We start from the raw sequence: 25,054 nt of genomic DNA on the forward strand, positions 1-25,054 counted from the left end.
CTCGTGCGCCGCTCATCGTGCCACACCCCGCGGGGGCCGCCCCAACCGGCGCCGGTGCCCCGGACGCGCGTCAGAGCCGGTAGAGCAGCAGCAGGGCGCGGTCGTCGGTGTCGACGCCCACCTTGCGCACGAGGCGGTCGGCCACGCCGTCGAGGCCGCGCTGCAGCTCGCGCTCGGCCGTGCCGAGCAACCGGTCGATCCCGAGGGAGATGTCGCGACCGGCGGCGCCCTCGACCAGCCCGTCGGTGTAGACCATGAGGGCGTCGCCGCGGGCGAGGTGACCGCGCCACGGGGCGTACTCGGCGCCGCCGAGCACGCCGAGCAGCGGCCCGTCGGAGTCGAGCACCCGCCACCGGCCCGAGCCGGCGCTCAGCTGCACGGCCGGCGGGTGGCCGGCCGTGCGCACCTCGAAGTCGCCGGAGCGCAGGTCGACCGCGAGGTGCACCGCCGTCGCGAAGCCCTCCTCCCAGTCCTGGCGCAGGAGGTAGTCGTTGGCGGCCGGGAGGAACCGGTCGGCGGGCAGGGCGCTGAGCAGCCCGCCGAAGGCGCCGGAGAGCAGCAGCGCACGCGTGCCGGCCTGCTCCCCCTTGCCCGAGACGTCCACCAGCACCAGCTCGAGCCGGTCGTCGTCGGTGCGCGGGGCCGCGACGACGAAGTCGCCCGCGAAGGGGGTGCCGCCAGCCGAGCGCAGCACCAGCTGCGCACCCCAGCCGGGCGGCAGATCCGGCAGCCGGCCCTGGTTGAGGATGCGGTCGCGCAGGTCGACGAGCATCGACTCGCCGCGCAGGCCCGCGACGCCGAGCCGGCTGCGGCGGAAGGCGGACATCAAGATGATGAAGCCCAGCACGAACATCACGAGGACCGCACCGGCGGTGCGGACGGTGATGTCGGACTGGCGACTGACCACGAGCGCGACGGCGCACAGCACGGCCACGGTGAACCACGGCAGCCGGCGGGGCCCGAGCCAGAGGTTGCCCAGCACCAGCGGCACCATCAGCATCGTGAGCGGGAGCTCGTCGGGCTCGACGACGAGCGCCACGGTCATGACCGCGGTCAGGGCAGCCAAGCCGGAGAGCGCCCGGCGCTCGGGGTGGGCGCCGCCGATGCCGACCGAGCTCACCCGGCGACGCCCGAGCACCCGCCGCGGACGACGTGCCTGGGCCGTGCGGTCCGGCGCGACGGGTCCCGAGCCGCCCGACGACGCGCGGTCGGCGCCGGGGCGGGGTGCTGCGCCGCCTGCGCCGCCTGCGCCGCCAGCGCCGCCTGCGCCGCCTGCGCCGGAGGGCCCGCCCGGCCCGCGGGTCGGCGCGCCGGTGCCCGGTCGGGTCGTCGTCATCGCACCTCCCGGGGAGTCGGTCGCGGTCACTGTACGGCGCGCGGGCCGACCTCGGAGGGACGCGCGCTCAGTCGTCGCCGGCCGACGCGCTCGCGGCACCCTGCAGCGCGGAGGCCGGGAGCGGCGGCAGCTCGCGGGTCGTCTCGTAGTCGGCCAGCTGCCCGATGCGGCGGACGTGGCGCTCGTCGCCGCTGAACGCGGTCGCGAGGAAGACCTCCACGAAGCGGGTCATGTCGTCGAGGCTGTGCATGCGGCCACCGACCGAGACGACGTTGGCGTCGTTGTGCTCGCGCGCCAGCACGGCGGTCTCCTCCGACCACACCAGGGCGCACCGGATGCCCGCGACCTTGTTGGCGGCCATCTGCTCGCCGTTGCCCGAGCCGCCGACCACGACACCGAGGGCGTCGCCGCCCTCCGCACGCTCGGCCGCGACCGCCTCGGCGGCCCGCAGGCAGAAGACCGGGTAGTCGTCGAGCGCGTCGTAGGTGAACGGGCCGTGGTCGACGACCTCGTGACCGGCGTCGGTCAGCGCGGTCGTCAGGTGGTCCTTGAGCTCGAGGCCGGCGTGGTCGGAACCGATGTGGACGCGCATGGGGCGCGATTGTGCCAGCGTCGCCGGGCCGAGCCCCCTACGGGTGGTGCTGGCGCAGGTAGGCCGCGACCTGCCGGGTCAGCGGCTCGGCCGCCGTGAAGGCGTCGTGGTGGCGGAAGAAGCCGTGCACCTGACCCAGGTAGCGCGTGGCGGTCACCTCGACGCCGGCCTCGGCGAGCAGCCCGGCGAGGTGCTCCCCCTCGTCGCGCAGCGGGTCGTGCTCGGCCGTGACGACCAGGGTGGGCGGCAGCGTGCCGAGCCGGTCGGAGCGCAGCGGCGCGAGGTCGGGGTGGGTCAGGTCGGCCGACGAGGCGGCGTACTGCTGCCAGTACCACGCGGCCTCCGCGGGGTCGAAGCCGTCGGCGGCGGTGCGGTAGGACGCGAAACCCTGCTCGGGGTCGAGGAACGGGTAGACGAGCACCACGGCGCGGAACCGACCCGGGTGGCGCAGGGCCGCGACGAGCGCGAGGTTGCCGCCCGCGCTGTCGCCGTGGGCGTACGCCGGTCCGTCCAGGCCGTGGGCGGCGCCCGCCTCGTCGAGCCAGCGCAGCACCGCGTCGACGTCGTCGGGCGCGGCGGGGAAGCGGTGCTCGGGCGGGCGCCGGTAGTCGACGCTGAGCACCGCGAGGCCCGCCCGGTTCGCCAGTCGCCGGGCCAGCGGGTCATGGACCTCGACGTCGTTGAGCACGAAGCCGCCACCGTGCAGGTGGACCACGACGCCGGGGACGGCGCCCGCGGGGCGGTAGAGCCGGCACGGGACACCGCCGGCGTCGACGTCGAGCACCTCGGCGACCTCCTCGCGCGGCGCCGCGAGCGCGGCCTCGCGGTCGGCGGCACGGGTGGCCACGACGTCGAAGTCGGGGTGGTGGACCGGGAGGTCACCGCGGGCGGCCTCGACGGCGCGACGGGCGTCGGGGAAGAGCACGACCCCGCCCCTCAGCGCGCGAGCAGCGCGTCGAGGCCGACCGCCACCGCGGCGGCGACCCGGAAGTCGACGCGCGGGTCGGGCACGCGGACGGTGTAGCGGTCGCGCACGCTCGCCTCCCGCTCCACCGAGAGCAGCGGCGCCCCGCCACCGTCGTGGAAGTCGAAGTGGATCGGCAGGAAGGGGATGTCGAGGAAGCGGCGCACGAGGGCCACCGCCTGGCTGCGCTCCTGCCCCACGCCCTGGTAGCCCGGCCCCTCGAGGCGGAACGTCGTGCGGAGCAGGCTCGCGCCGAACTCCTTCTTGAACCACCCGATCTGCTGCCCGCCCTCGTCGGTCACGTCGTAGCCGGCGCCGAGGTCGAGGGCCTGGCGCGCTTTGAAGGCGAAGACCGGCCGCGCCTTGGTGTCGTCGGAGAAGAAGGTGACCTGCTCCTTGAAGGCCAACCGCTTCTGCTCCGCGAGGCCCATGAGGGGGCCGGGCGAGCCGTCGGGCGCGGTCGCCCACAGCTCGTAGCGGTTGGTCGTCATCGCGAAGCGCTGCCGCACGGTGAACAGCGGCAGGTGCATCTCGGCGCTCATGTCCCGGAGACTAGCCGCCGGCGCGCGGCGCGAGACCCATCGCGGCCGCTCCCGGGTACGCCGCGAGCGCGGCCGCCGCGAGCGGCCCCGCGAGCGCGCGGAACCGGGCGGCACCCGCCTCCCCCACGACGCGCCACGGCTGGGCCGCGAGCCGGTCGGTGGTGGCCTCGACCCCGTCGAGCAGGGTCGTGCCGGCCTCGGTGGTCCGAGCGTCCGCGTCCAGCAGGGCGCGGGCCTGCAGCCCCGCGACCGCGGCGTCCCACTGCGCGTCGCTCCAGCCGCGCGCGGCCTGCAGCGGCGCCCGCTCCAGGTCGCGGCCGGCCCGCAGCGCGAGTGCGTCGAGACCGGAGAGCTCCGCGGCGACGAGCGCCGCCACGTGCCCGTCACCGCGCACCTCGCGCAGCACGGTGGCAGCGCGCCACAGCCGCGCGAGCGGGTCCACCGGCCACGGCTGGGCGGCCTCGGCGGCGCCGAGGGCGCGGCCACCGTGGTCGGCGGAGCGCGCGGCCTGCGACGCGAGCTCGGCGGCCTCGGCGACGGACGCCGCGTCGAGGTCGAGCGCCCGGAGCGCGGCGACGGCACCGGCGAGCCGGGCACGCAGGGCGTCCTCCGGCGCGCACAGGTCCCACACCGACGGGATCGCGCGCTCGACAACCGCCGGCGCGAAGCCGTGGAAGAGGGCGGTGACGGTGGTCGCCGGCGCCCGCCCCAGCGCGGCCGCCCGGCCTGCGAAGTAGCCGCGCCAGTAGCCGCGCAGCCCGGCGGCCTCCGTCGCCTCGCGCGCCTGCGGCGCGAAGTAGGTGACGACGTGGAGGGGCTCGAAGACGGCGAAGAGCTCGCGTGGGGTCGGCGTGGTCACGGGCCGAACCTAGCGAGCGCCCACGCGGTCGCGGCCGACGCGAGGCCGTCGCCGCAGGTCACGAGGGCTGCTCGACCCGGCGACCTCCCGCCGCTCACCCACCGGCGAGCCGCGCGATCTCCTCGTCGACGACGCCCGGGTCGAGCTTGGTGAAGACCGGTGTCGGCTTCGCGATCGGCGTGCCCACGACGACGGTGCGCGACGCCCACGCGGGGGTGGCCGCGTAGTCTCCGGTGATGACGGGGTAGGTCGTCAGGCCGGCGCCGCTGTCGGGGTCGAGCTCCTCGACCTGCTCGACGCGGGGCATGGGCACGAAGTCGCCCTCCCCGCCGAGCACGGCGTGCACCCGGTTGGCGGCGTGCGGCAGGAAGGGCGCCAGGAGCGTGTTGCAGTCGCTGACGCACTGCACGGCGACGTGCAGCACCGTGGCGAGCCGGTCGCGCTGGGCGGGGTCCTTCATCTTGTAGGGCTCGGTGACGGTGAGGTACTTGTTGACCTCGCCGACCACCCGCATGGCCTCCGCGACCGCCGCGCGCAACCGGTGACGGCGCAGCAGGTCGCCGACCTGGTCGAAGCCCGCGCGCACCGCCGCGAGCACCGCCTCGTCGACGGGCTCGAGCGCGTGGGCGGGCGGCACCTCGCCGAAGTTCTTCGCCACCATCGTGGCGGTGCGGTTGACCAGGTTGCCCCAGCCCGCCACGAGCTCGGAGTTGTTGCGGGTGACGAAGTCGGCCCAGGTGAAGGCCGCGTCGGAGGTCTCCGGCCCCGCGGCGCAGATGAAGTAGCGCAGCGGGTCGGGGCCGTAGCGCTCGAGCACGTCGCGGACGTAGAGCACGTGGCCGCGGCTGGAGGAGAACTGCTGGTCGCCCATGGTGAGGAACTCGCTCGAGACCACCTCGGTGGGCAGGTTGAGCACGCCCAGGTCACCGGGCTCGCCGCCGCGGGCGCCCTGACCGTTGTGGGCCAGCAGCTCGGCGGGCCAGATCTGGGAGTGGAAGACGATGTTGTCCTTGCCCATGAAGTAGTAGGACAGGGCGTCGGGATCGTTCCACCAGGCACGCCAGGCGTCGTCGTCCCCGCTGCGCCGCGCCCACTCGACGGAGGCCGAGAGGTAGCCGATGACGGCGTCGAACCAGACGTAGAAGCGCTTGGTGGGCTGGTCCTCCCAGCCGGGCACGGGGATGCCCCAGTCGATGTCGCGCGTCATCGCCCGCGGCCGGATCTCGCTGAGGATGTTCTGCGAGAAGCGGATCACGTTGGGGCGCCAGTCGCCGTCGCGCTCGCGGCCGTCGAGCCAGGCCGTCAGGGCCTCGGCGAGGGCCGGCAGGTCGAGGAACCAGTGCTCGGTCTCGACGAACTCCGGCGTCGCGCCGGTGACCTTCGAGCGGGGCTCGAGCAGGTCGACGGGGTCGAGCTGGTTGCCGCAGTTGTCGCACTGGTCGCCGCGCGCCTCGGCGTAGCGGCAGATCGGGCAGGTGCCCTCGATGTAGCGGTCGGGCAGCGTGCGACCGGTCGACGGCTCGAGCGCGACCTGCTGTGCCTGGGCGACGAAGTAGCCGTTGTCGCGGCAGCGGCGGAACATCTCCTGCACGACCCGGTAGTGGTTGCCGGTCGTCGTGCGCGTGTAGAGGTCGTAGGAGCAGCCGAGGTCGGCCAGCTCCTGGGCGATGACCGCGTGGTTGCGCTCGACGAACTCGCGCGCCGTGGTGCCGGCCTTGTCGGCGAGGACGAGGATCGGGGTGCCGTGCTCGTCGGAGCCCGACACCATGAGCACGTCGTGCCCCGCCATGCGCATGTAGCGGCTGAAGACGTCGGAGGGCACGCCGAAGCCGGCCACGTGGCCGATGTGGCGGGGCCCGTTGGCGTAGGGCCAGGCGACGGCGGACAGCACTCGGGTCATGGGCCCGATCCTAGGGTTCGTCCCGACCCGCCCCGGTCCCGGCCCGACCGGTCACGACCAGCGGTCGGCGCGCCTCTGCGCGGCCCGGCGGATGCCGCCGAGGTCGGCGTAGAGCAGCCGCCCGGGGCAGGCGGTCTGGTTCGTGTCGCGGTGGCCGGCGGTGCGCGGGAGCCGGGGCCGGCTGCCGCGGGGGTAGCGGTCGCTGCCGTGGGACCAGACCCGTCCCGTGCCGCCGGGGCGGTGCCCCGCGGCGTCGAGCTTCCAGGCCACGAGCTGGGCGAGCGTCCACCGCGCCGCCCGCGGCACCCGCACCTGCTCGAAGTTGCCGATGACCGCGACGCCGGTGCTGTTCTCGTTGAAGCCGAGCGTGTGCGCCCCGCGCACCTTGCGGCCCCAGCCGCCGGCCCGGCCCTCCCACGCCCGGCCGAAGCGGTCGACCAGGAAGTTGTAGCCGATGTCGGACCAGCCCAGGCTCTGGGTGTGGTAGCGGTAGATGCCGCGGATCATCGGCGCCACGTCGGCACGGCGGTAGTCGTTGCTGTTGACCGTGTGGTGCACGTGCACCTGGTCGAGCCGGGTGTTGTAGCGCGGCGCGCCGTCGCGCCACGACTCGTCGGCCCCCCACGCGCGACGCAGCCGCACCTCGGGCCGCGGCGCCCGCGTCCGCCGGGCGGGCCGGGCGCTCGCGGTGGCCGAGCTGGTCGCGCTGGTCGCGGCGGTCCCGGTGGCCGCGGTGGCCGCGGTGGCCGCGGTGGGCGTGGTGCGGGCCGCGGCGGGCCGGGCGGTCGACCCGGGGGCGGCCGTGCCGGGGTCGATGACCACGACCCGCAGGCCTCGGTGCGCGCCGCGCACGCGCAGCTGCAGGTCGCGTGCGTCGCCGACCCACCGCAGCTCCGTGGCGTGGCGCCCGTTGCCCTCCCCGGCGCCGCTGCTCGGTCCGTCGTGCAGGTGCTCCAGGGTGGTCCAGGGCGTCCAGGCCCCACCCGCCGCGCGGGTGCGGATGCTCACGCCGGGCTCGCCACCGCGCCACGTGACGCCGACCTGGCGGAACCCGTCGGTGCGCCACCCGCGCCGGACCTGGCCGCGCGCGACCGCAGCGCTCGCGGCGCGCACCGGGTCGGCACCGCGCGGGCGCTGCGGCCCGCGGGCCGCCGGGCCGCCGGGGTCGGGTCGCAGGCTCAGCGGCTCCAGGCCGCCACCGCGCGCTGCCGCGACGTGCACGGCGTACGCCGTGGGGCCGGCCGCCGCCTGTAGGCCCGCCGCGGGCGCGGCGAGCGCCGGCAGCGGGGCGAGCACGAGCGCCCCTGCGAGGCCGACCGCGGCCGCGGGACGCGCGACGAGGCGGCGGGCACGGTCGACGGACAGGCGGAGCGGGGAAGTCACACAGACATCATGCGTCCCACCTGCAACAGGAGTCGACCCCCGGGGGGCCTGCTCGCACTCCCCCGGGTCGGCCCGCCGACCGTGTCGTCGGGGCCGCCGCCGACCTCAGCCGAAGTCGAGCTCGCCGGTGCGGCTGCGCTTCAGCTCGTAGAAGTAGGGCACCTTCGCCATCAGCACGGCGCCGTCCCACAGCTGCCCGGCCTCCTCGCCGCGCGGGATCCTCGACAGCACCGGACCGAAGAACGCCGCACCCTCGACCGCGATGGTCGGGGTGCCGACCTCGTCGCCGACCTGGTCCATGCCGCGGTGGTGCGACTCGGCGACCGCGGCGTCGAGCGAGGTGTCGTCCATCGCCTCGACCAGCTCGGCGGGCAGCCCGGCCTCGGCCAGCGACTCGGCGACGAGCTCGCGCGAGATCGGCCGGCCGCCGAGGTGGATGCGCTCGCCCATCGCGGTGTAGAGCGGCAGCAAGACCTCCTTGCCGTGCTCCTGCTCGGCCTTGACGAGCACCCGCACCGGACCCCAGGCCGGCTCGAGCATCTCGCGGTACTCCTGCGGGACGTCCTTGTCCTGGTTCAGGTAGGCCAGGCTCATCACGTGCCACGTCACGTCGACGTCGCGCACCTGCTCGACCTCGAGCATCCAGCGCGAGCTGATCCAGGCGAAGGGGCAGAGCGGGTCGAACCAGAAGTCGGCGGTGCCGCGCGCGGGCGCGCTCGTGTCGGTGGTCATGCCCGCCCCAACGCGACCGCGGGCACGGGTGTTCCCGGGCCGCGACGCGGGGTCACCGGGTGACATGATGCGGCGCATGCCTGGAACCAACCTGACCCGCGAGGAGGCCGCCACCCGCGCCGCCCTCCTCGACGTCGCGTCGTACGCCGTCGAGCTCGACCTCACCACGGGCGAGCAGACCTTCGGGTCCACCACGACCATCCGGTTCACCTGCCGCGAGCCCGGCGCCGCGACCTTCGCCGACCTGGTCGGCGCGACGGTGCACGAGATCGTGCTGAACGGGGAGACGGTCGACCCCGCGGCCTACGCCGACAGCCGGATCGCGCTGACCGGGCTGGCAGCCGACAACGAGCTCGTGGTGCGGGCCGACTGCACCTACAGCCGCACCGGCGAGGGCCTGCACCGCTTCGTCGACCCGGCCGACGACCGCGTCTACCTCTACTCCCAGTTCGAGGTGCCGGACGCCCGCCGCGTCTACACCACCTTCGAGCAGCCCGACCTCAAGGCCACCTTCACCTTCACGGTCACCGCGCCCGCCCACTGGAAGGTCGTCTCGAACGCGCCGACCCCCGCACCCGAGCCCGTCGAGGGCACCGAGTCGGCCGTCTGGCGCTTCCCCGAGACCGAGCGGATGTCGACCTACATCACCGCCCTGGTCGCCGGCGAGTACCACGAGGTGCTCGACACCTACGAGGGCGCGCACGGCACGATCCCGCTCGGCCACTACTGCCGCCAGTCGATCAAGGAGCAGCTCGACGTCGACGAGCTCGTCGAGCTGACCAAGCAGGGCTTCGCCTTCTTCGAGGACGCCTTCGACTTCCCCTACCCCTTCGGCAAGTACGACCAGCTCTACGTGCCGGAGTACAACATGGGCGCGATGGAGAACGCGGGCTGCGTGACCTTCCGCGACGAGTACCTCCCCCGCTCCCGCCAGGTGCACGCGTTCTACGAGCAGCGCGCCAACACCGTCCTGCACGAGATGGCCCACATGTGGTTCGGCGACCTCGTGACCATGAAGTGGTGGGACGACCTCTGGCTCAACGAGTCGTTCGCGGAGTGGGCCAGCCACCACGCGATGGTGAGCGCCACGAAGTACACCGAGGCGTGGACCGGCTTCACCAACGCCCGCAAGAACTGGGCCTACCGCCAGGACCAGCTGCCCTCGACCCACCCCATCGCGGCCGACAACCACGACCTGGCGGCCGTCGAGGTCAACTTCGACGGCATCACCTACGCCAAGGGCGCCTCCACGCTGAAGCAGCTCGTCGCCTGGGTCGGCATCGACGAGTTCCTCGCCGGGCTGCGGGAGTACTTCCGCGCCCACCAGTTCGCCAACTCGGAGTTCGGCGACCTGCTCGCCGCGCTCGAGCGCTCCTCCGGCCGCGAGCTCGACAGCTGGGCGCGCGAGTGGCTGCAGACCTCCGGGGTCAACACGCTGTCCGCCGCCTTCGAGGTCGACGAGGCGGGCGCCTTCCGCTCCTTCGCCGTGCAGCAGAGCGCCGCCGAGGCGTTCCCGACCATCCGCCGACACCGCATCGGCATCGGGCTCTACGACCTCGTCGAGGGCCGCGTCGTGCGCCGCTCGGTGGTCGAGACCGACGTGGCGGGCGAGCGCACCGAGGTGCCGGAGCTGGTCGGTGAGCGCCAGCCCGACCTCGTGCTGCTCAACGACGGCGACCTCACCTACGCCAAGATCCGCCTCGACGAGCGCTCGCTCGCGACCGCCGTCGAGCACGTCGACGCGGTCGAGGACTCCCTCGCCCGCGCGCTGCTCTGGGGCGCGGCCTGGGACATGACCCGCGACGCGGAGATGAGCACCAAGGACTTCGTCGCGCTCGTGCTGCGCGGCATCGGCACCGAGACCGACCTCACCGCCGTCAGCCGGCTGCCGCTCTACGCCCGCACGGCGGTCAACCTCTACTCCGACCCGGCGGGCCGGACCGAGCTCAAGGCGACGTGGGAGCGCGGCCTGCGCGGCCTGCTCGAGTCGGCGGACCCGGGCTCGGACCACCAGCTCGCCTTCGCCCGGGCCTACGCCTCCGCGGCGCACACCGACGAGGGGCTCGACCTGGTCGCCGCCCTGCTCGACGGGTCGGCCACGGTCGAGGGGCTCACCGTCGACACCGACCTGCGCTGGACCCTGCTGACCGCGCTCGCCACCCACGGGCGCGCCGACGAGGCGCGGATCGGCGAGGAGCTGAGCCGCGACAACACCATCTCCGGCCAGGAGCGGGCGGCGATGGCGCGCACGGTGCGGCCCACCGCCGAGGCGAAGGCGCAGGCCTGGCGCGACGCGATCGAGCGCGACGACGTCCCCAACGAGACCCAGCGCCAGATCGCGTACGCCTTCCCCACCGCCGGTCAGGAGGAGCTGCTCGAGCCCTACCTCGAGAAGTACCTCCAGATGGCGGAGACGGTCTGGGAGGAGCGCGGCACGCAGCGCGCCTCGACGGTGCTCGAGTACATGTTCCCGATGCCGCTGGTCTCCCCCGCCACCGTCGAGCGGGTGCAGACCTGGCTCGAGCACAGCCGCGCCAACCCCGCGGCGAAGCGCTACGTCCGCGAGGGCCTCGACGACATGCAGCGCGCCCTGGCCGCCCAGGAGCGCGACCGGGCCTGACGCCCCTCCCTGCTCACCGTTGGTCGAGCAGCGAGCGCCAGCGAGCGTGTCGAGACCACCGCGGGCCACCCACCCTGGTCTCGACACGGGCCTGGCGGCCCTGCTCGACCAACGAGGAGTCGCTGGTCGAGCAGCGAGCGCAGCGAGCGTGCGTGCGTGTCGAGACCACCGCGAGACGCGCTACCGACCTCTTCGCCAGTGCCCCTCGGCCAGGCGCGGCAGGTCGGCGTACCTGCCGTCCACGAGGGCCTGCCTCTTGGCCCGGCTCCAACCCTGCACCTGCTTCTCCCGGGCGTACGCCGCGTCCACGCGCTCGTGCTCCTCGCACCACACCAGCTCGACCGGGCGCCTGCGCCGGGTGTATGCCGCGCCGAGGCCGACCTGGTGCTCCCACAGCCGTCGCTCGAGGTCGACGGTGCTGCCGACGTAGAAGGAGCCGTCGCGGCAGCTCAGGAGGTAGACCCAGGGCACCCAGCCATCGTGGTCCCGCGCCACACCGGGCGCCAGGACCACGAACCCGTCTGTGGAGGACAGCTCACCCTGGTCTCGACACGGGCCTCGCGGCCCTGCGGTTCTTGAGCAGGCGCGCCAGCGCCGTGTCGAAGGGCGACCAACGGGTATCCCACCGCTGGTCGAACAGCGAGCGCCAGCGAGCGTGTCGAGACCACCGCGCGCGACTCACCCTGGTCTCGACACGGGCCTGGCGGCCCTGCTCGACCAACGAGTGGGGCCCGGCGGCCCCGTGGTCCCTGAGCAGGCGCGCCAGCGCCGTCTCGAAGGGCGACCAACGGGTCTCCCACCGCTGGTCGAACAGCGAGCGCCAGCGAGCGTGTCGAGACCACCGCGCGCGACTCACCCAGGTCTCGACACGGGCCTGGCGGCCCTGCTCGACCAACGAGTGGGGCCCGGCGGCCCTGCGCGTCAGGCGCCGGCGTGGAGGGTGCGCTGCGGGCGGGCGTGCTCGGCGAGCATCGCGACGCCGCGGCGCAGGCCGCCGACGAGGTCGCCGGCGGCGAAGTCGTGGCGCATCGACACCACGGCCAGCTCGACCTCCTGGTCGGAGAGTCGCTGGCGCACCTGGGCGCCGGTGACGACCTCGAGCACCTTGGCCTGCGGGTCGACCATCACCAGGACGCTCCGCGGGGGCGCGACGAGCGAGTTGTGCAGGCTGGTCGCGAAGGCGCGCGGGTCACCCTCGGACCGGCCGACGAAGACGGAGAACTCGAAGCGGCTCAGCTGCTCGGCGCGGCGGATCGCCGCGTCGACCGCACCGCGGTCGCCGGCGCGCAGCTCACCAGCGGGCACCGGCGCCACCCGCCTGCGAGGTCTCGTCGTCGGGGCCGGCGAGCTCGCGGGCACCCGGGCGCGGACCGCCGAACCACTGGTCCTCGACCTGGACGGGGCCCGGGGTGACCTTCTCGCCGCGCACGAGCGCGGGCACGTAGACGGCGAGCGCGATCAGCAGGGCGAGCGCGAAGGGCGCACCGACCAGCACCAGCAGGAACGGGCCGGCACCGACCTCGTCGGGGTTGCTCCACCCCTCGGGCACGTCGGCCGCGGCGGGCGCGACCGGGGCGAGGAGCGCCAGCGCGGCGCCGGTGGCCAGGCCGACGACGGCGCCGCGGCGGGCGCGGAGGCTGCGGGCGGGGCGGTCAGCGTGCGTGGTCACGCGCCCGAGGATATCGGGTCGCGCGGGGGGCCGGCGGCCCGGGGCGGGGCGTGGGCAGGCGCTTGCCCGCCTCCGACAATGGGCGGCATGCCTGCCGCACTCCCCTTCGCCCTGCGCGCCCTCGACACGGTCGAGGCGTGCGAGCCCGACCAGGCGCTGTCGTGCCGCCTCACCTACGACGTGACCGGCAACGCCACCGCCGCCGAGGCCGCCACGTGGCTGGTCGGCAAGCCCTCGGCCGTCCTGGGCATCCTGCTCATCGCGTTCGTGGCGCGCTGGCTCCTGCACCGCCTCATCGACCGCGTCGTCAGCCGCGCCGAGACCGGGGTGCTGCCCCACCGCCGCGAGCGGCGCCGGCGCGGCCGGCTGTTCCTCGGCACCCCGTCGGCGGCCAGCGCGGAGAACCCCGCCGTCGCGCACCGCCGCTCCCAGCGGGTCGCGACGATGGGCTCGCTGCTCAAGAGCATCGTGACCGGTGCGCTCGCCGCGATCGCGGTGATCATGTCGCTCTCCGAGCTCGGGCTCGACGTCGCGCCGCTGATCGCGAGCGCGGGCATCGTCGGCATCGCGCTCGGCTTCGGCGCGCAGAGCCTGGTCAGCGACTTCCTCTCGGGCATCTTCATGATCCTCGAGGACCAGTACGGCGTGGGTGACGAGGTCGACCTCGGCGAGGCGTACGGCGTGGTCGAGGCGGTCACGCTGCGCGTCACGCGGCTGCGGGACCTGCACGGGGTCGTCTGGTACGTCCGCAACGGCGAGATCCTCCGCGTCGGCAACGCCAGCCAGAACTGGTCGCGCACGGTGCTCGACGTGACCGTGGGCTACGGCGAGGACCTCACGCACGTGAAGCGGGTGCTGGAGGAGGTCGCCCACGACCTGTGGGACGACGAGGACTTCCGCGGCCGGGTCATCGAGGAGCCCTCGGTGTGGGGCGTGCAGGACCTCGGGGTCGACGGCGTCGCGGTGCGCGTCGCGATGAAGACGGCCCCGGGCGAGCAGTGGGGCGTGGCGCGGGAGATGCGCGCACGCATCAAGGCGCGCTTCGACCTCGAGGGGATCGAGATCCCCTTCCCGCAGCGCGTGGTGTGGCACCGCGGCGACGTCCCCGCCGACCTGCAGGGGGACGCCGCCGACCGGTCCTGAGCGGTCTCGTCAGGCGAGCGAGGCCTGCAGGGTGATGTCGACGCCGGCCAGCGCCTTGCTCACCGGGCAGCCGGCCTTGGCGCCCTCCGCGGCCTCGACGAACTGCTCCTCGGTGAGGCCCTCGACGGTGCCGACGACGGTCAGGCGGATGCCCGTGATGCCGGTGCCGGGGGTGAGCTCCACCTCCGCGGTCGTCTCGAGCGAGGTGGGCGGGGTGCCGGCCTTGCTGAGCCCGGCAGAGAGCGCCATCGAGAAGCAGGACGAGTGCGCGGCCGCGATCAGCTCCTCGGGGCTGGTGCGGCCGTCGGGCTCCTCGGCGCGCGAGGGCCAGGTGACGTCGAAGGTGCCGACGCCGGAGGACTGCAGCGTGACCTGGCCGGAGCCCTCGGTCAGGCTCCCCTGCCAGCGGGTCTGGGCGGTGCGGGTGGTGGGCACGGTGGCTCCTTCTCTCGCGGGTGCCCCGTCGCGGCGCGCGGCCGGGCGCGGGGCGGGTCGGCGACCATCCTGCCGCGTGGGCACAATGGGTCCCACCATGGGTGAGGCGAGCACGTTCTACGACGAGATCGGCGGTCGCGCGACGATCGAGCGCATCGTCGCGGTGTTCTACGAGGGCGTCGCGACCGACGAGGTGCTCCGCCCGCTCTACCCCGAGGAGGACCTCGGGCCGGCCGAGGAGCGCTTCCGGCTGTTCCTGGAGCAGTACTGGGGCGGCCCGACGGACTACTCCGACAGCCGCGGCCACCCCCGGCTGCGCATGCGGCACGCGCCGTTCGCCGTCACGCCGCACGCCGCGGAGCGGTGGTTGGTGCACTTCCGCGCCGGCCTGGACGCGGTGGCGCTGCCGCCCGAGCAGGACCAGCGGTTCTGGGACTACGTCACCCACGCCGCTCAGTTCATGGTCAACACCTTCGAGGACAGCAGCGAGCGGTAGTCCTCGACGAGCGGGGCGGCGCGCTGCGTGGTCGCGTCGAAGCCGACGAGCACGACCCGGGCCGTGGCCAGCGAGCGGTCGCCGTCGCGCAGGTCGTTCTCGATGACGAAGCTGGTGCGTCCGACGTGCGCGACGCGCGAGCGGACGTCGTACGGCTCGGGGCGGAAGAGCACCGGCACCCGGTAGTCGACGTCGCACTGGGCGAGCACCACCGAGCCGGGTGCGGCCGACGTGCCGGCCTCCTCGGCCAGCGCCGCCATGTAGGCGACCCGGGCCTCCTGGAAGTAGGTGAAGTACTCGACGTTGTTGACGTGGCCGTAGACGTCGACGTCCGAGAAGCGCACCTGCAGCGGCAGCCGGCCGGCGGGGTCGTCGAAGCCCGCGGGGTCGACCTGCAACGGGCCCCGGGCGGGTGCCGGCTCCAGGAAGCGACCGAGCACCTCGCGCTCCTCGGGCCGCAACCGCCGCGGCTGCTCGGTGGCGAAGACGTACGGCGTGAGCAGCGAGGTCGCCTGGAGGTAGACGCGCCGCCCGCCGTCGGGCAGGTGGTCGAAGAGCTCGTAGGCCATCGTGAACGAGCCCGCGCGGACCTCGGTGATCCAGACCTCGACGTGCACCGGCGTCAGCCGGAAGGTGAGCGGCGCGAGGTAGCGCACCTGGTGGCGCACGACGACGACGCCCTCGGCCAGCTCCCCGACCGCCGGGTCCGGGGCGTGGGTGAGGAGCATGTCGATGCGCGCCTCCTGGAGGTAGTCCACGTAGGTCACGTTGTTGACGTGGCCCAGCATGTCCATGTCGGCCCAGCGCAGCTGGCACTCGTAGAGGTGGCGCACACCACGGATGCTGCCACCTGCGGCACCCGGCGCACCGTCTAGGGTGGCCGGGCCCCGCAGTCCCGCACGCTCGAACGGAGTCCTCATGCCCGAGGCAGTCATCGTCTCCGCCGCCCGGTCGGCCATCGGCCGCGCCAACAAGGGGTCGCTCAAGGACCTGCGTCCTGACGACCTCGCCGCCACCATCGTCAAGGCGGCGCTCGACAAGGTGCCGGCACTCGACCCGACCACGGTCGACGACCTCTACCTCGGCTGCGGCCTGCCGGGCGGCGAGTCGGGCTTCAACATGGCCCGGGTCGTCAACGTGGTCAACGGCATGGACACCGTGCCGGGCGCGACCGTCACGCGCTACTGCGCGTCCTCGGTGCAGACCACCCGCATGGCCTTCCACGCCATCAAGGCCGGCGAGGGCGACGTCTTCGTCAGCGCCGGCGTGGAGACGGTGTCGCGCTTCCGCAAGGGCACCTCCGACCACTGGCCCGAGACGGAGAACCCCCTCTTCGCCGACGCCCAGGCGCGCACGAAGAAGACCGCCGAGGGCGGCAGCACGTGGCACGACCCGCGCGAGGACGGCCTCGTCCCCGACGCCTACATCGCGATGGGTCAGACGGCCGAGAACGTCGCCACCCTGCGCGGGCTCGACCGCAAGGAGCTCGACGAGTTCGCCGTGCGCTCGCAGAACCTCGCCGAGAAGGCGATCGCCGACGGTTTCTGGGCGCGCGAGATCACCCCGGTCACGGCCCCCGACGGCACCGTCGTCACGGCCGACGACGGCCCGCGCGCCGGCGTGACGTACGACGCGATCGCGGCGCTGCAGCCCGCCTTCCGCCCCGACGGCGTCGTCACGGCCGGCAACTGCTGCCCGCTGAACGACGGCGCGGCCGCGGTCGTCGTCATGTCCGACACCAAGGCCGCCGAGCTCGGCCTCACCCCGCTCGCGCGCATCGTGTCGACGGGCGTGTCGGGCCTCTCGCCCGAGATCATGGGCCTCGGCCCCGTCGAGGCGACCAACCGTGCCCTGGCCAACGCGGGCATGAGCATCGGCGACATCGACCTCGTGGAGATCAACGAGGCCTTCGCCGCCCAGGTGGTGCCGTCCTACCAGGACCTCGGCATCGACCTCGACCGCCTCAACGTCAACGGCGGCGCGATCGCGGTCGGCCACCCCTTCGGCATGACGGGCGCCCGCCTGCAGAACACCCTGCTCAACTCGCTGGACTGGCACGACAAGTCCACCGGCCTCATCACCATGTGCGTCGGTGGCGGCCAGGGCATGGCGCTGATCCTGGAGCGGATGTCCTGACCTCGGGTCGGCACCGCTGACCGAGGAGAGCCCGTCCCGCCCACGGCCGCGGGGCGGGCTCTCCTGCGTGCCGGTCCCCCACCTAGGATCGGGCGCATGACCGAGGGGGGCACCACCCGCTGGCTCGAGGAGCGGCAGCAGCACGCGTGGCGCGCGCTGCTCGTGGGCACGACGCTGCTCTACGACCGGCTCGACCAGGACCTGCGACGCGGCTTCGACCTCTCGCTCGGCGAGTACGAGATCCTGGTGCGGCTCTCCGAGGCCCCCGGGCGTGCCCTGCGGATGGCCCACCTCGCCGACTCGCTGCGCCACAGCCGCAGCCGCGTGACCCACACGGTCGGCCGGATGGAGGCCGCGGGGCTCGTGCAGCGCTCGCGCTGCGGCGACGACGGGCGCGGGATCCTCGCCACGCTGACCGACGAGGGCTTCGGGTTGCTCGAGCGGGCCGCGCCGCTGCACGTCGCGGGCGTGCGCGCCGGGCTGGTCGACCTCGTCAGCGACGAGGACCTCGCGGCCATGGGCCGGGTCATGGACGCCGTGGCGGACCGCCTCGTGGGCGGCCACCCCGGCGCCGACATCCGCTGAACCCCGGGCGGCCCGGCACGGGCCGCCCGAGGGCCGGCGCGCCGGTCAGTCGCGGGTCAGGCGGCGGTGCGTGACCCGGTGCGGGCGCGCCGCCTCCACACCGAGCCGCTCGACCTTGTTCTCCTCGTAGGCGGCGAAGTTGCCCTCGAACCAGAACCACTTCGCCGGCTCCTCCGCGTCGCCCTCCCACGCGAGGATGTGGGTCGCGACGCGGTCGAGGAACCACCTGTCGTGGGAGGTGACCACGGCGCAGCCGGGGAAGTCGAGCAGGGCGTCCTCGAGCGAGCTGAGGGTCTCGACGTCGAGGTCGTTGGTCGGCTCGTCGAGCAGCAGCAGGTTGCCGCCCATCTTGAGGGTCAGCGCCAGGTTGAGGCGGTTGCGCTCACCACCGGAGAGCACCCCGGCCTTCTTCTGCTGGTCGGGGCCCTTGAAGCCGAAGGACGCGACGTAGGCCCGGCTGTTCATCTCGAAGTTCGCGACCTTGATGTGGTCGAGCCCGTCGGAGACGACCTCCCACACGTTCTTCTGGGGGTCGATGCCGCCGCGGCTCTGGTCGACGTAGGAGATCTTCACCGTCTGCCCGACCGCGAGGTCGCCCTCGTCGGGCTGCTCCTGGTCGGTGATCATGCGGAAGAGGGTGGTCTTGCCGACGCCGTTGGGGCCGATCACGCCCACGATGCCGGCGCGCGGCAGCGAGAAGGTGAGGTCGTCGATGAGGGTGCGGCCCTCGAAGCCCTTGGTGAGGCCCTTCGCCTCGAGCACGACGTCACCGAGGCGCGGACCGGCCGGGATGTTGATCTCGGAGGTGTCGATCTTGCGCATGCGGTCGGCCTCGGCCGCCATCTCCTCGTAGCGGGCGAGGCGGGACTTGCTCTTGGCCTGGCGCGCCTTGGGGTTCGACCGCACCCACTCGAGCTCCTTCTCGAGCATCTTGGCGCGCTTGGCGTCCTTCTGCCCCTCGATCTTGAGGCGCTCCTTCTTGGTCTCGAGGTAGGTCGAGTAGTTGCCCTCGTAGCCGTGGATCTGACCGCGGTCGACCTCGGCGATCCACTCCGCGACGTTGTCGAGGAAGTAGCGGTCGTGGGTGACGGCGAGGACGGCGCCGGGGTAGGACTTGAGGTGGCCCTCGAGCCACTGCACCGACTCGGCGTCGAGGTGGTTGGTGGGCTCGTCGAGGAGCAGCAGGTCGGGCTGCTGCAGCAGCAGCTTGCACAGCGCGACGCGGCGCCGCTCGCCACCGGAGAGGTGGTCGACGAGGACGTCCGGCGGCGGGCAGCGCAGCGCGTCCATCGCCTGCTCGAGGCGGCTGTCGAGGTCCCACACGTTGGCGGCGTCGAGCTCGCTCTGCAGGTCGCCGGCCTCGGCGCTGACCTTGTCGAGGTCGGCGTCGGGGTCGCCCATCATGAGGTAGAGCTCGTCGAGGCGCGCCATCTTGGCCTTGGTCTCGGCCACCGCCTCCTCGACGTTCTCCAGGACCGTCTTGCCCTCGCTCAGCGGCGGCTCCTGCTGGAGCATGCCGACCGTGGCCTCGGGGTCGAGGATCGCGTCGCCGTTGTTGGGGTGGTCGAGCCCGGCCATGATCTTCAGCAGCGAGGACTTGCCCGCGCCGTTGGGCCCCACGACGCCGATCTTGGCGCCGTGGAGGAACGAGAGGGTGACGCCGTCGAGGACGACCTTGTCGCCGTGGGCCTTGCGCACCCCGCGCAGGGTGAAAACGTATTCCGCCATGCCCCCGAGCCTACGGCCGGACGCGCTCGGCGCGCCCCTCGGGGCACCGGCCGGGAAGCCGGCCTCACGCGGCCGTCGCGGGCACGGGCGCCGGGTCGGAGCCGGCCGGCGTCGCAGGAGCGCCGGCCGCGGCCCCGGTCGGCGCCTCGCGGTGCGGACGGCGTCGGGTGAACGACCCGGCCCCGTGCACGAGGTCGTGCCCCACCGCGTCGGCGACGACGACGTGGCGCGACGCCCGGGTGCCGTCATCGCGACGCCAGGACTCGGCCACGAGGCGCCCCTGCACCACGACCGGGTCTCCCTGGCGCAGCGAGTCTGCGGCGTTGCGCGCCAGGTGCGCCCAGGCCTTGACGGTGAACCACACCGACGGGAGGTCCTCCCAGCCGCCCTCGCGCCGGCGCCGCGGCGTGCAGCCGACCCGGAAGGACGCCAGCGGTCCCCCGCTCGTCTCGGTGACGGTGACGTCGCTGCCCAGCCAGCCGCGCAACGTGATCTCGGGCTCGTGCACGGTGCTCCTCTCCGGCGCGGACCCTCCGCGCCACCGGTCGCCACCCTGGCGCGGGCCGGACGCCGGAGGGCCGGGCCTCCCCCGACCTGTGGACGGACACCAGCCCGGGCGCGCCTGTGCACGCGTGGCGGCCCGGTTGGGAGGATGTCCCCGTGACCTCCTCACCTCCCTCCCGACCCGCCGTGCTCCGCGTGCTCGTGCCGGCGGCCCTGCTCCTGGCCACCGCCTGCGGCGGGCAGGACGACGGGGCCGACCCCGCGGCGTACGAGCAGGTCCGCGGGCGCGACCTGTGCCGCGCCGTCGGGGACGCGCCGGTGGAGGAGCTGCTGGTGGAGTCGGGTGCGGCGCGCTTCGACGAGCGCTCCGGCGACGTCCTGGTCGGCGGCCTCGACGTCTCCGAGGGCGAGGTCGAGGGTCTGCCATCGTGCACGTGGACCGCCACCGACGCCGTGGTGGGGGTGCGCGTCTACGCCGCCGAGCTCGGCACGGGCACGGGCCCGGACGGCACGGTCACGAGCGAGGTCGAGGTCGGCGGCGAGGCGGCGCTCGAGCAGCAGCTCGGCGACGGCGCCGCGTGCGTGGACTTCCTGCCGCTGGGCGACGACCTCTGGCTGGCCGTCGACGCGACGCTGCCGACCGGCGAGCCGTGCCCCCTCACCCGCGCGCTGGCCGCCGCCGCGGTCGACGACGTGCGCGGGCTCGCCGCCGGGTCCTGACGCGACCTCGGTCGGTGGCCGGGAGCCTCAGCCCGTGATGCGGGCGACCTCGGCGCGCAGCTCGCGGTAGGCCGCGACCTCCGCCTGGATCGGGTGCACCACCAGCTCGTCGGCGACGTCGGCGATGGCGGAGCGCAGTCGTTGGTCGGCCGAGCGCGCGCGGGCGCGCGCGGTCAGCGAGACCAGCACCCGCGCCAGCAGGGCGAGCAGGATGCCCGCCGCGACCCCGCCGAGGAGCAGGGCGGTCGGCGCCGGCAGGCCGGAGTACGACGGCGCGTCGGGCAGGTCGAGCTGGAGGAAGCCGGCGGCGGCGAGCGCGCCCAGCCAGGCGGCCCCGACCAGGGCGGTGAGCAGCAGGGCCCACTGCACGACGCGCAGGGCGCCCGCCCACCACGGCAGCCGGGCGACGCCGAGGTCGGTGCCCGCGACCGCCGCGTCGAGGCGGTCGCCGAGCTCGGGCACGCGGGAGACCGAGGCGCGGCGCACCGCGTCGGCGAAGGGGCCGCGCACCTCGCCGACGGCGTCGTCGGCCACCGCGCGCACGGCCGCGTCGACGCGCGCGCGCTGCACGCCCGTGGCCTCGGGCACCGAGGTGCGCGCCCGACCGGTGAGCTCGCGGCCCGACGAGCCGAGGTCGAGGTGGAGCCGCTTCAGCGGGTCGGGACGCAGCCGCGAGACCCAGGAGACCAGGGGCCAGCCGGTGGCCCGGCCGGCGCGCACGCGGGTCGCGGTCTGCACCGCGTCGACGACCGTGGGGACCCCCGCCGAGTCGGCGAGCGCGTCGCGCAGCTCCACGACGCGCGGGGCGCCGAGGTCGCGCGGTCGGCCGTCGCCGGCGGCCGTGCCGAGCCGGCGGGCAGCGGCCTGCAGGTCGGCCTCGAGACGCTCCCGCGTCGCCTTCTTGCTCTTCACCTGCGCGCCGATGCGCTCGCGCAGCTCGTCGAGGCCCCACCCCTCGCGGGCGCTGGCGGCGATGACGGGCACCCGGTCGAGCCCGTCGGCGTCGAGCAGGCGGCGCACGTCGGCCAGCATCGCGGCTCGCCGCTCCTCCGGCACCCGGTCGACGTGGTTGAGCACCACGACCATGACGTCCTGGTGGGTGGCGAGCGGGGCGAGGTAGCGGTCGTGGATCGCCGCGTCGGCGTACTTCTGGGGGTCGAGGACCCACACCAGCATGTCGGCGAGCTGCACGAGCCGGTCCACCTCGAGGTGGTGGGCGACCTCGGTGGAGTCGTGGTCGGGCAGGTCGAGGAGCACCACGCCCTGCAGCGCGCCGTCCTCGCGCCGGGTGTCGAGCATCGAGTCGCGGGTCACCTGGTGCCGCGCGGGGATGCCGAGCCACTCGAGCAGCTCCTCGGCGCCCTCACGACCCCACACGCACGCGGTGGCCCACGAGGTCGTGGGCCGGCGCACCCCGACGGCCGAGAGCTCGAGCCCGGTCAGCGCGTTGAACGTCGACGACTTGCCCGAGCCGGTCGCGCCGGCGATGGCGACCACCGTGTGGTCGGCCGAGAGCCGCAGCCGACCCTCGGAGCGCTCGACGACGGCCTGCACCTCGTCGACGACGTCGTCGGCCACCCGCCCGCGCGCCAGCTCGACGGCCGCCCGCAGGGCCTCCACGCGGGCGTCGGTGCCGGAACCACGGGAGACCAGCCGGCGGGCTCCCTCGAGCAGGGACGTCATCTTCTCCTCGTGCAGGTGCGCTGCGGTCGTGGCGATCGTGGGGGTGGAGTGGCGCGCGGTGCGGGGCGGACGGTGCGGGTGGTGCGTCGCGCGGGCTCCCAGCCTAGGGGGTGCCCGCCTCACCCTCGCGGGGTCTTGGCCTCCTCGAAGCGCAGGTCGTCGACGCGGCGCGACGCCGCCCGCAGCGTCTCGGCGGCCTGCGGGTCGACCTCGAGACTGTCGAGCAGCGCGGTGAAGCGGTCCTGCTCGGCCCCGAGGAGGGTGTCGACGCGTCGCTCGAGGTCGGCGCGGGCCCGGTCGGCGAGGCGGCGCACGGCCTGGTCGCCGAAGACGGCCTCGAGCAGCTTCTGACCGACGACGGCGCCGCCGCCGGCGATCGCGCCCTCGGCGGCGACCAGCGCGCCGCCCGAGTGGGCGAAGACCACGATCATCAGTGCGACGGACAGCCCGTTCACGCCGTACGCGAGGAACCGGGCGGTCGTGCGCTTGTCGGCGCCCTCGGTGCGGACCATCTCGAGGATGCCGCCCTGCCACTCGCGCACCTCGCGCTCGGCCCGGCGGCGGAAGTCGCGCGAGGCGCGGGTGAGGTCCTCGCCGGCGTCGGCCAGGAGGGCGGCGCCGGCGGCGTGGGACGACCACGAGGCGGCCGCGCGCTCGGCGGCGGCCTCGGCGTGCTCGAGCACCAGCGTCTCGAGGCCCGACTCGACCGCGACGGTGACCCGCTCGGCCTGCTGCGGCTTGCCCTTGACCGCGTTGACGATGCGGTCGCGGATCTTGCCGACGCGGTGCTCGAGCGAGCGCAGCAGCTCGCCGGTGCCGACGAACTCCTGCCAGCGCGCCATCACCTCGCCGCGCAGCAGGGTGCCGTCGGCCGAGGCGCGGGCGACGGCCTCGCGGGCGAGGTCGTAGGCCGCGGCGGCGTCGGCCCGCAGGCGCTCGGCGACCGCGACCTGCTCGGCCGAGGCGTCCGCGACGACGTGGGAGCGGCCCGACAGCGACCGGACGGCGCCGTCGAGCGTCTGCTTGACGACGGCTGCGCGCGCCTCGGAGTCCTCGGCGAGCGAGTCGAGCCACCCGCGCACGTCGGCGACGTGGGAGGCGGGCAGCAGGCCCTCCTCGGTGATCGGGCCTTCGTGCACCACGAAGAGCGGGGAGTCCTGGAGGCCGCGGCTGGCCAGCATGCGGGCCAGGTGGGTCGCGACCGTCTCGACGGCCTCCTCGGGCGTGCGGTCCAGCACGATCGCGACCGCGGTCGAGCGCTCGGCGGCCAGGCGCAGGAAGTTCCACGGCACCTGGTCGGCGTAGCGGGCCGCCGAGGTGACGAAGAGCCACAGGTCGGCCGCCGCGAGCAGCTGGGCGGCGAGGGTGCGGTTGCGCTCCTCGACCGAGTCGACGTCGGGCGCGTCGAGCACCGCCAGGCCGCGCGGGACCGCCTCGGTCGCGACCAGCTGCAGCGCGTCGGGGTCGTCGGTGGCGTAGGGGACCCGCTCGAGGTCGGGCAGCAGCCGGTCCTGGCCGAACCACTCGGCGTCGTCGGGGTGGTGCACGAGCACCGGGGAGCGGGTGGTCGGGCGCAGGACGCCCGGCGCGGTGACGCGGTGGCCCACGAGGGAGTTGACCAGGGTGGACTTGCCGGCGCCCGTGGACCCGCCGACGACGGCGAGCAGGGGCGCGTCGATGGTCATCAGGCGCGGGATGACGTAGTCCTCGAGCTGGTCGACCATCTCGCGGCGGGCCGCACGCTGCTCCGCCACGCCCGGCACGTCCAGCGGGAGCGCAGCCCCCTGCAGCGCGCTGCGCAGCTGCACCAGCGCGGTCAGCATGCGGGTGCTCTGGGCGGCCGGGGCGGCCGGGCCGCTCGGGGCGGGCCCGGGGGTCTCGGGGGGCTCGGTCGGCTCGGGGCTCATCGGGCGGGGACCACCTGTCCGGGGAGGGCGACGTGCGGTCGCACGGCGTGGATGCGGGCGACGAAGTGCTGACCGCGCTCGGCGAAGTCGGGCGGCGGGGTGCCGCGGAGGTAGCGGTGGTGCAGGAAGCCGAGCTCGACGGCCGCCTGCTGGTAGTCGCGGACCGCGGCCAGCATCGCGGGCCCGCCGACCGCGCGCGCGTGGCGACGGCTGGCGCGGCGTGCCTGCAGGTCGACCAGCCAGGGCACGTCGACCGCCGGCAGCAGGCCGCGGGCGGCGGCGTCCTCCAGCGCGATCCGCAGCACCCGGCCCTCGGCCCGCCGCGCCCACACCGAGAGCCCCGCGACGAAGAAGAACGCGGGGACCATCAGCAGGAGGTAGGTGCCGAGGAACCCGCCGAACCCGAAGAGGGTCGAGCCGTTCCACAGGGCGTGGGCGGTCACGGCCAGTGCGTACCCCGTCAGGGGCGCCGTGACGCGCACGAGCCCGGACCGGGCGCCCACCGCGATGCCGACACCGATGCCGGTGAAGGCGGTGAAGAGCGGGTGCGCGAAGGGGCTGAAGAGGCAGCGCACGAGGAAGGTGCCGGTGACGGCCTCGACGCCGCCGGGCCCGACGCCGTCGGTGCCGTCGTAGGCCGCGGCGAGGTAGAGGACGTTCTCGACGAAGGCGAAGCCGACGCCCACCATGCCGGCGTAGACGATGCCGTCGAGCACGCCGTCGAGCTCGTGGCGCCGCCACCACAGGAGCAGCAGCAGGAACAGGCCCTTGGTGAGCTCCTCGGTGACCGGCGCGACGACCGCGAGGCTCGCCGCCTCGGTCACGGGCACCAGGAGCCCGCCGATGCCGCCGAGCACCAGCGCGAAGGCGGTCGCGACCACGCCGCCCCACACCAGGCCGGCGGCCAGCAGCCGCCGCGGCTCGGGCTCGTAGCGGTCGAGCCAGACGAAGCAGGCGACGACCGGTCCGACCGGGAGCGCCGCGAGCACCGTGGCGAGCAGGACCGTGCCGGGGGCGCCGGAGAGGGCCACGACGAGCGCGAGCGGCACCGCGCAGAGCGCCACCAGGACCGTCACCACGACCGTGAACGCGACGCTGTCGCGGGGTCGCCTGGCCATGC

The 25,054-nt window shown here is 74.7% G+C and carries 24 protein-coding genes; 6 read left to right on the forward strand and 18 right to left on the reverse strand.

Going from position 1 to position 25,054, the window contains the following annotated elements; genetic code table 11:
* Positions 1 to 70 precede the first annotated feature (70 nt).
* From BJ989_RS14240 to BJ989_RS14275, 8 genes are all read right to left on the reverse strand, one after another.
* Complete coding sequence (locus BJ989_RS14240; RefSeq protein WP_343049393.1) at positions 71 to 1,120, reverse strand: PP2C family protein-serine/threonine phosphatase; 1,050 nt, start codon at positions 1,118 to 1,120, stop codon at positions 71 to 73.
* 283 nt (positions 1,121 to 1,403) lie between these two features.
* A complete protein-coding gene (locus BJ989_RS14245) occupies positions 1,404 to 1,928 on the reverse strand; it encodes a ribose-5-phosphate isomerase (RefSeq protein WP_179518756.1) in 525 nt (174 codons plus the stop codon).
* 37 nt (positions 1,929 to 1,965) lie between these two features.
* The gene (locus BJ989_RS14250; protein ID WP_179518757.1) at positions 1,966 to 2,853 is read right to left on the reverse strand and encodes an alpha/beta fold hydrolase; all 888 of its coding nucleotides are present in this window, start codon (positions 2,851 to 2,853) and stop codon (positions 1,966 to 1,968) included.
* Between the two features lie 11 nt (positions 2,854 to 2,864).
* Entirely contained in the window at positions 2,865 to 3,434 is a 570-nt protein-coding gene (locus tag BJ989_RS14255; protein WP_179518758.1) for an LURP-one-related family protein, read from the reverse strand.
* A gap of 10 nt (positions 3,435 to 3,444) precedes the next feature.
* Positions 3,445 to 4,293: an SCO6745 family protein gene (locus tag BJ989_RS14260; protein WP_179518759.1), complete on the reverse strand. Its 849-nt coding sequence runs from the start codon at positions 4,291 to 4,293 to the stop codon at positions 3,445 to 3,447.
* A 94-nt stretch (positions 4,294 to 4,387) separates the two neighbouring features.
* Positions 4,388 to 6,193, reverse strand: coding sequence for a methionine--tRNA ligase (gene metG, locus BJ989_RS14265; protein ID WP_179518760.1), 1,806 nt, complete (start codon positions 6,191 to 6,193; stop codon positions 4,388 to 4,390).
* Positions 6,194 to 6,244: 51 nt separating this feature from the next.
* A complete protein-coding gene (locus BJ989_RS18855) occupies positions 6,245 to 7,576 on the reverse strand; it encodes an N-acetylmuramoyl-L-alanine amidase (protein ID WP_179518761.1) in 1,332 nt (443 codons plus the stop codon).
* A gap of 105 nt (positions 7,577 to 7,681) precedes the next feature.
* On the reverse strand, positions 7,682 to 8,308 hold the full coding sequence (locus BJ989_RS14275) for a mycothiol-dependent nitroreductase Rv2466c family protein (RefSeq protein WP_179518762.1): 627 nt from the start codon (positions 8,306 to 8,308) through the stop codon (positions 7,682 to 7,684).
* 76 nt (positions 8,309 to 8,384) lie between these two features.
* Here BJ989_RS14275 and pepN point away from each other — a divergent pair, with 76 nt between their 5' ends.
* A complete protein-coding gene (gene pepN / locus BJ989_RS14280) occupies positions 8,385 to 10,928 on the forward strand; it encodes an aminopeptidase N (protein WP_179518763.1) in 2,544 nt (847 codons plus the stop codon).
* 180 nt (positions 10,929 to 11,108) lie between these two features.
* On the opposite strand, the gene BJ989_RS14285 is transcribed toward pepN, so the two are convergent.
* The 3 genes from BJ989_RS14285 to BJ989_RS14295 form a co-directional block, all read right to left on the reverse strand.
* Entirely contained in the window at positions 11,109 to 11,399 is a 291-nt protein-coding gene (locus tag BJ989_RS14285) for a GIY-YIG nuclease family protein (RefSeq protein ID WP_179518764.1), read from the reverse strand.
* Between the two features lie 450 nt (positions 11,400 to 11,849).
* The gene (locus BJ989_RS14290) at positions 11,850 to 12,233 is read right to left on the reverse strand and encodes a DUF5130 family protein (protein ID WP_179518765.1); all 384 of its coding nucleotides are present in this window, start codon (positions 12,231 to 12,233) and stop codon (positions 11,850 to 11,852) included.
* Complete coding sequence (locus BJ989_RS14295) at positions 12,220 to 12,597, reverse strand: hypothetical protein (protein WP_179518766.1); 378 nt, start codon at positions 12,595 to 12,597, stop codon at positions 12,220 to 12,222. Before BJ989_RS14295 ends, BJ989_RS14290 begins: the two co-directional genes overlap by 14 nt.
* 87 nt (positions 12,598 to 12,684) lie before the next feature.
* Here BJ989_RS14295 and BJ989_RS14300 point away from each other — a divergent pair, with 87 nt between their 5' ends.
* The gene (locus BJ989_RS14300; RefSeq protein WP_179518767.1) at positions 12,685 to 13,740 is read left to right on the forward strand and encodes a mechanosensitive ion channel family protein; all 1,056 of its coding nucleotides are present in this window, start codon (positions 12,685 to 12,687) and stop codon (positions 13,738 to 13,740) included.
* 9 nt (positions 13,741 to 13,749) lie between these two features.
* On the opposite strand, the gene BJ989_RS14305 is transcribed toward BJ989_RS14300, so the two are convergent.
* Positions 13,750 to 14,175 carry an OsmC family peroxiredoxin gene (locus tag BJ989_RS14305; RefSeq protein ID WP_179518768.1) on the reverse strand — a complete coding sequence of 142 codons (426 nt, stop codon included), beginning with the start codon at positions 14,173 to 14,175 and terminating at the stop codon, positions 13,750 to 13,752.
* Between the two features lie 97 nt (positions 14,176 to 14,272).
* Here BJ989_RS14305 and BJ989_RS14310 point away from each other — a divergent pair, with 97 nt between their 5' ends.
* Positions 14,273 to 14,671, forward strand: a complete 399-nt coding sequence (locus BJ989_RS14310) for a globin (protein ID WP_179518769.1) — start codon at positions 14,273 to 14,275, stop codon at positions 14,669 to 14,671.
* On the opposite strand, the gene BJ989_RS14315 is transcribed toward BJ989_RS14310, so the two are convergent.
* Entirely contained in the window at positions 14,629 to 15,504 is an 876-nt protein-coding gene (locus BJ989_RS14315; RefSeq protein WP_343049395.1) for an acyl-CoA thioesterase, read from the reverse strand. The two genes, BJ989_RS14310 and BJ989_RS14315, sit on opposite strands and share 43 nt — an antisense overlap.
* 85 nt (positions 15,505 to 15,589) lie before the next feature.
* On the opposite strand from BJ989_RS14315, the gene BJ989_RS14320 reads away from it, so the two are divergent.
* Together BJ989_RS14320 and BJ989_RS14325 are read left to right on the forward strand one after the other, a co-directional pair.
* The gene (locus tag BJ989_RS14320) at positions 15,590 to 16,807 is read left to right on the forward strand and encodes an acetyl-CoA C-acetyltransferase (protein WP_179518771.1); all 1,218 of its coding nucleotides are present in this window, start codon (positions 15,590 to 15,592) and stop codon (positions 16,805 to 16,807) included.
* Between the two features lie 96 nt (positions 16,808 to 16,903).
* Positions 16,904 to 17,392, forward strand: coding sequence for a MarR family winged helix-turn-helix transcriptional regulator (locus BJ989_RS14325; RefSeq protein WP_179518772.1), 489 nt, complete (start codon positions 16,904 to 16,906; stop codon positions 17,390 to 17,392).
* 45 nt (positions 17,393 to 17,437) lie between these two features.
* Here the strand turns inward: BJ989_RS14325 and ettA are convergent, their stop codons facing one another.
* Positions 17,438 to 19,120, reverse strand: coding sequence for an energy-dependent translational throttle protein EttA (gene ettA, locus BJ989_RS14330; protein WP_179518773.1), 1,683 nt, complete (start codon positions 19,118 to 19,120; stop codon positions 17,438 to 17,440).
* 64 nt (positions 19,121 to 19,184) lie between these two features.
* Entirely contained in the window at positions 19,185 to 19,628 is a 444-nt protein-coding gene (locus tag BJ989_RS18860) for a single-stranded DNA-binding protein (protein WP_179518774.1), read from the reverse strand.
* A gap of 152 nt (positions 19,629 to 19,780) precedes the next feature.
* Between BJ989_RS18860 and BJ989_RS18865 the strand changes: the two genes are divergently transcribed.
* Positions 19,781 to 20,344 carry a hypothetical protein gene (locus BJ989_RS18865; protein ID WP_179518775.1) on the forward strand — a complete coding sequence of 188 codons (564 nt, stop codon included), beginning with the start codon at positions 19,781 to 19,783 and terminating at the stop codon, positions 20,342 to 20,344.
* A gap of 27 nt (positions 20,345 to 20,371) precedes the next feature.
* On the opposite strand, the gene BJ989_RS14345 is transcribed toward BJ989_RS18865, so the two are convergent.
* From BJ989_RS14345 to BJ989_RS14355, 3 genes are all read right to left on the reverse strand, one after another.
* Positions 20,372 to 22,027, reverse strand: a complete 1,656-nt coding sequence (locus BJ989_RS14345) for a GTPase family protein (RefSeq protein ID WP_179518776.1) — start codon at positions 22,025 to 22,027, stop codon at positions 20,372 to 20,374.
* Positions 22,028 to 22,146: 119 nt separating this feature from the next.
* Positions 22,147 to 23,934 carry a P-loop NTPase family protein gene (locus BJ989_RS14350; RefSeq protein WP_246283445.1) on the reverse strand — a complete coding sequence of 596 codons (1,788 nt, stop codon included), beginning with the start codon at positions 23,932 to 23,934 and terminating at the stop codon, positions 22,147 to 22,149.
* Complete coding sequence (locus BJ989_RS14355; RefSeq protein WP_179518777.1) at positions 23,931 to 25,052, reverse strand: PrsW family intramembrane metalloprotease; 1,122 nt, start codon at positions 25,050 to 25,052, stop codon at positions 23,931 to 23,933. The genes BJ989_RS14350 and BJ989_RS14355 overlap by 4 nt, the downstream gene beginning before the upstream one ends.
* Positions 25,053 to 25,054 lie beyond the last annotated feature (2 nt).

It is taken from the genome of Nocardioides perillae, assembly GCF_013409425.1.
In the GTDB taxonomy this organism is placed as follows: Bacteria; Actinomycetota; Actinomycetes; order Propionibacteriales; family Nocardioidaceae; genus Nocardioides; species Nocardioides perillae.

What these genes read in the sequence shown, in the direction of transcription:
- BJ989_RS14320 (WP_179518771.1), top strand. Translation starts at nt 15,590, where the DNA reads ATGCCCGAGGCAGTCATCGTCTCCGCCGCCCGGTCGGCCATCGGCCGC.
- BJ989_RS14355 (WP_179518777.1), bottom strand. Translation starts at nt 25,052, where the DNA reads ATGGCCAGGCGACCCCGCGACAGCGTCGCGTTCACGGTCGTGGTGACG.
- BJ989_RS14350 (WP_246283445.1), bottom strand. Translation starts at nt 23,934, where the DNA reads ATGAGCCCCGAGCCGACCGAGCCCCCCGAGACCCCCGGGCCCGCCCCG.
- ettA (WP_179518773.1), bottom strand. Translation starts at nt 19,120, where the DNA reads ATGGCGGAATACGTTTTCACCCTGCGCGGGGTGCGCAAGGCCCACGGC.
- pepN (WP_179518763.1), top strand. Translation starts at nt 8,385, where the DNA reads ATGCCTGGAACCAACCTGACCCGCGAGGAGGCCGCCACCCGCGCCGCC.
- BJ989_RS14300 (WP_179518767.1), top strand. Translation starts at nt 12,685, where the DNA reads ATGCCTGCCGCACTCCCCTTCGCCCTGCGCGCCCTCGACACGGTCGAG.
- BJ989_RS14275 (WP_179518762.1), bottom strand. Translation starts at nt 8,308, where the DNA reads ATGACCACCGACACGAGCGCGCCCGCGCGCGGCACCGCCGACTTCTGG.
- BJ989_RS14255 (WP_179518758.1), bottom strand. Translation starts at nt 3,434, where the DNA reads ATGAGCGCCGAGATGCACCTGCCGCTGTTCACCGTGCGGCAGCGCTTC.
- metG (WP_179518760.1), bottom strand. Translation starts at nt 6,193, where the DNA reads ATGACCCGAGTGCTGTCCGCCGTCGCCTGGCCCTACGCCAACGGGCCC.
- BJ989_RS14310 (WP_179518769.1), top strand. Translation starts at nt 14,273, where the DNA reads ATGGGTGAGGCGAGCACGTTCTACGACGAGATCGGCGGTCGCGCGACG.
- BJ989_RS14245 (WP_179518756.1), bottom strand. Translation starts at nt 1,928, where the DNA reads ATGCGCGTCCACATCGGTTCCGACCACGCCGGCCTCGAGCTCAAGGAC.
- BJ989_RS14325 (WP_179518772.1), top strand. Translation starts at nt 16,904, where the DNA reads ATGACCGAGGGGGGCACCACCCGCTGGCTCGAGGAGCGGCAGCAGCAC.
- BJ989_RS14345 (WP_179518776.1), bottom strand. Translation starts at nt 22,027, where the DNA reads ATGACGTCCCTGCTCGAGGGAGCCCGCCGGCTGGTCTCCCGTGGTTCC.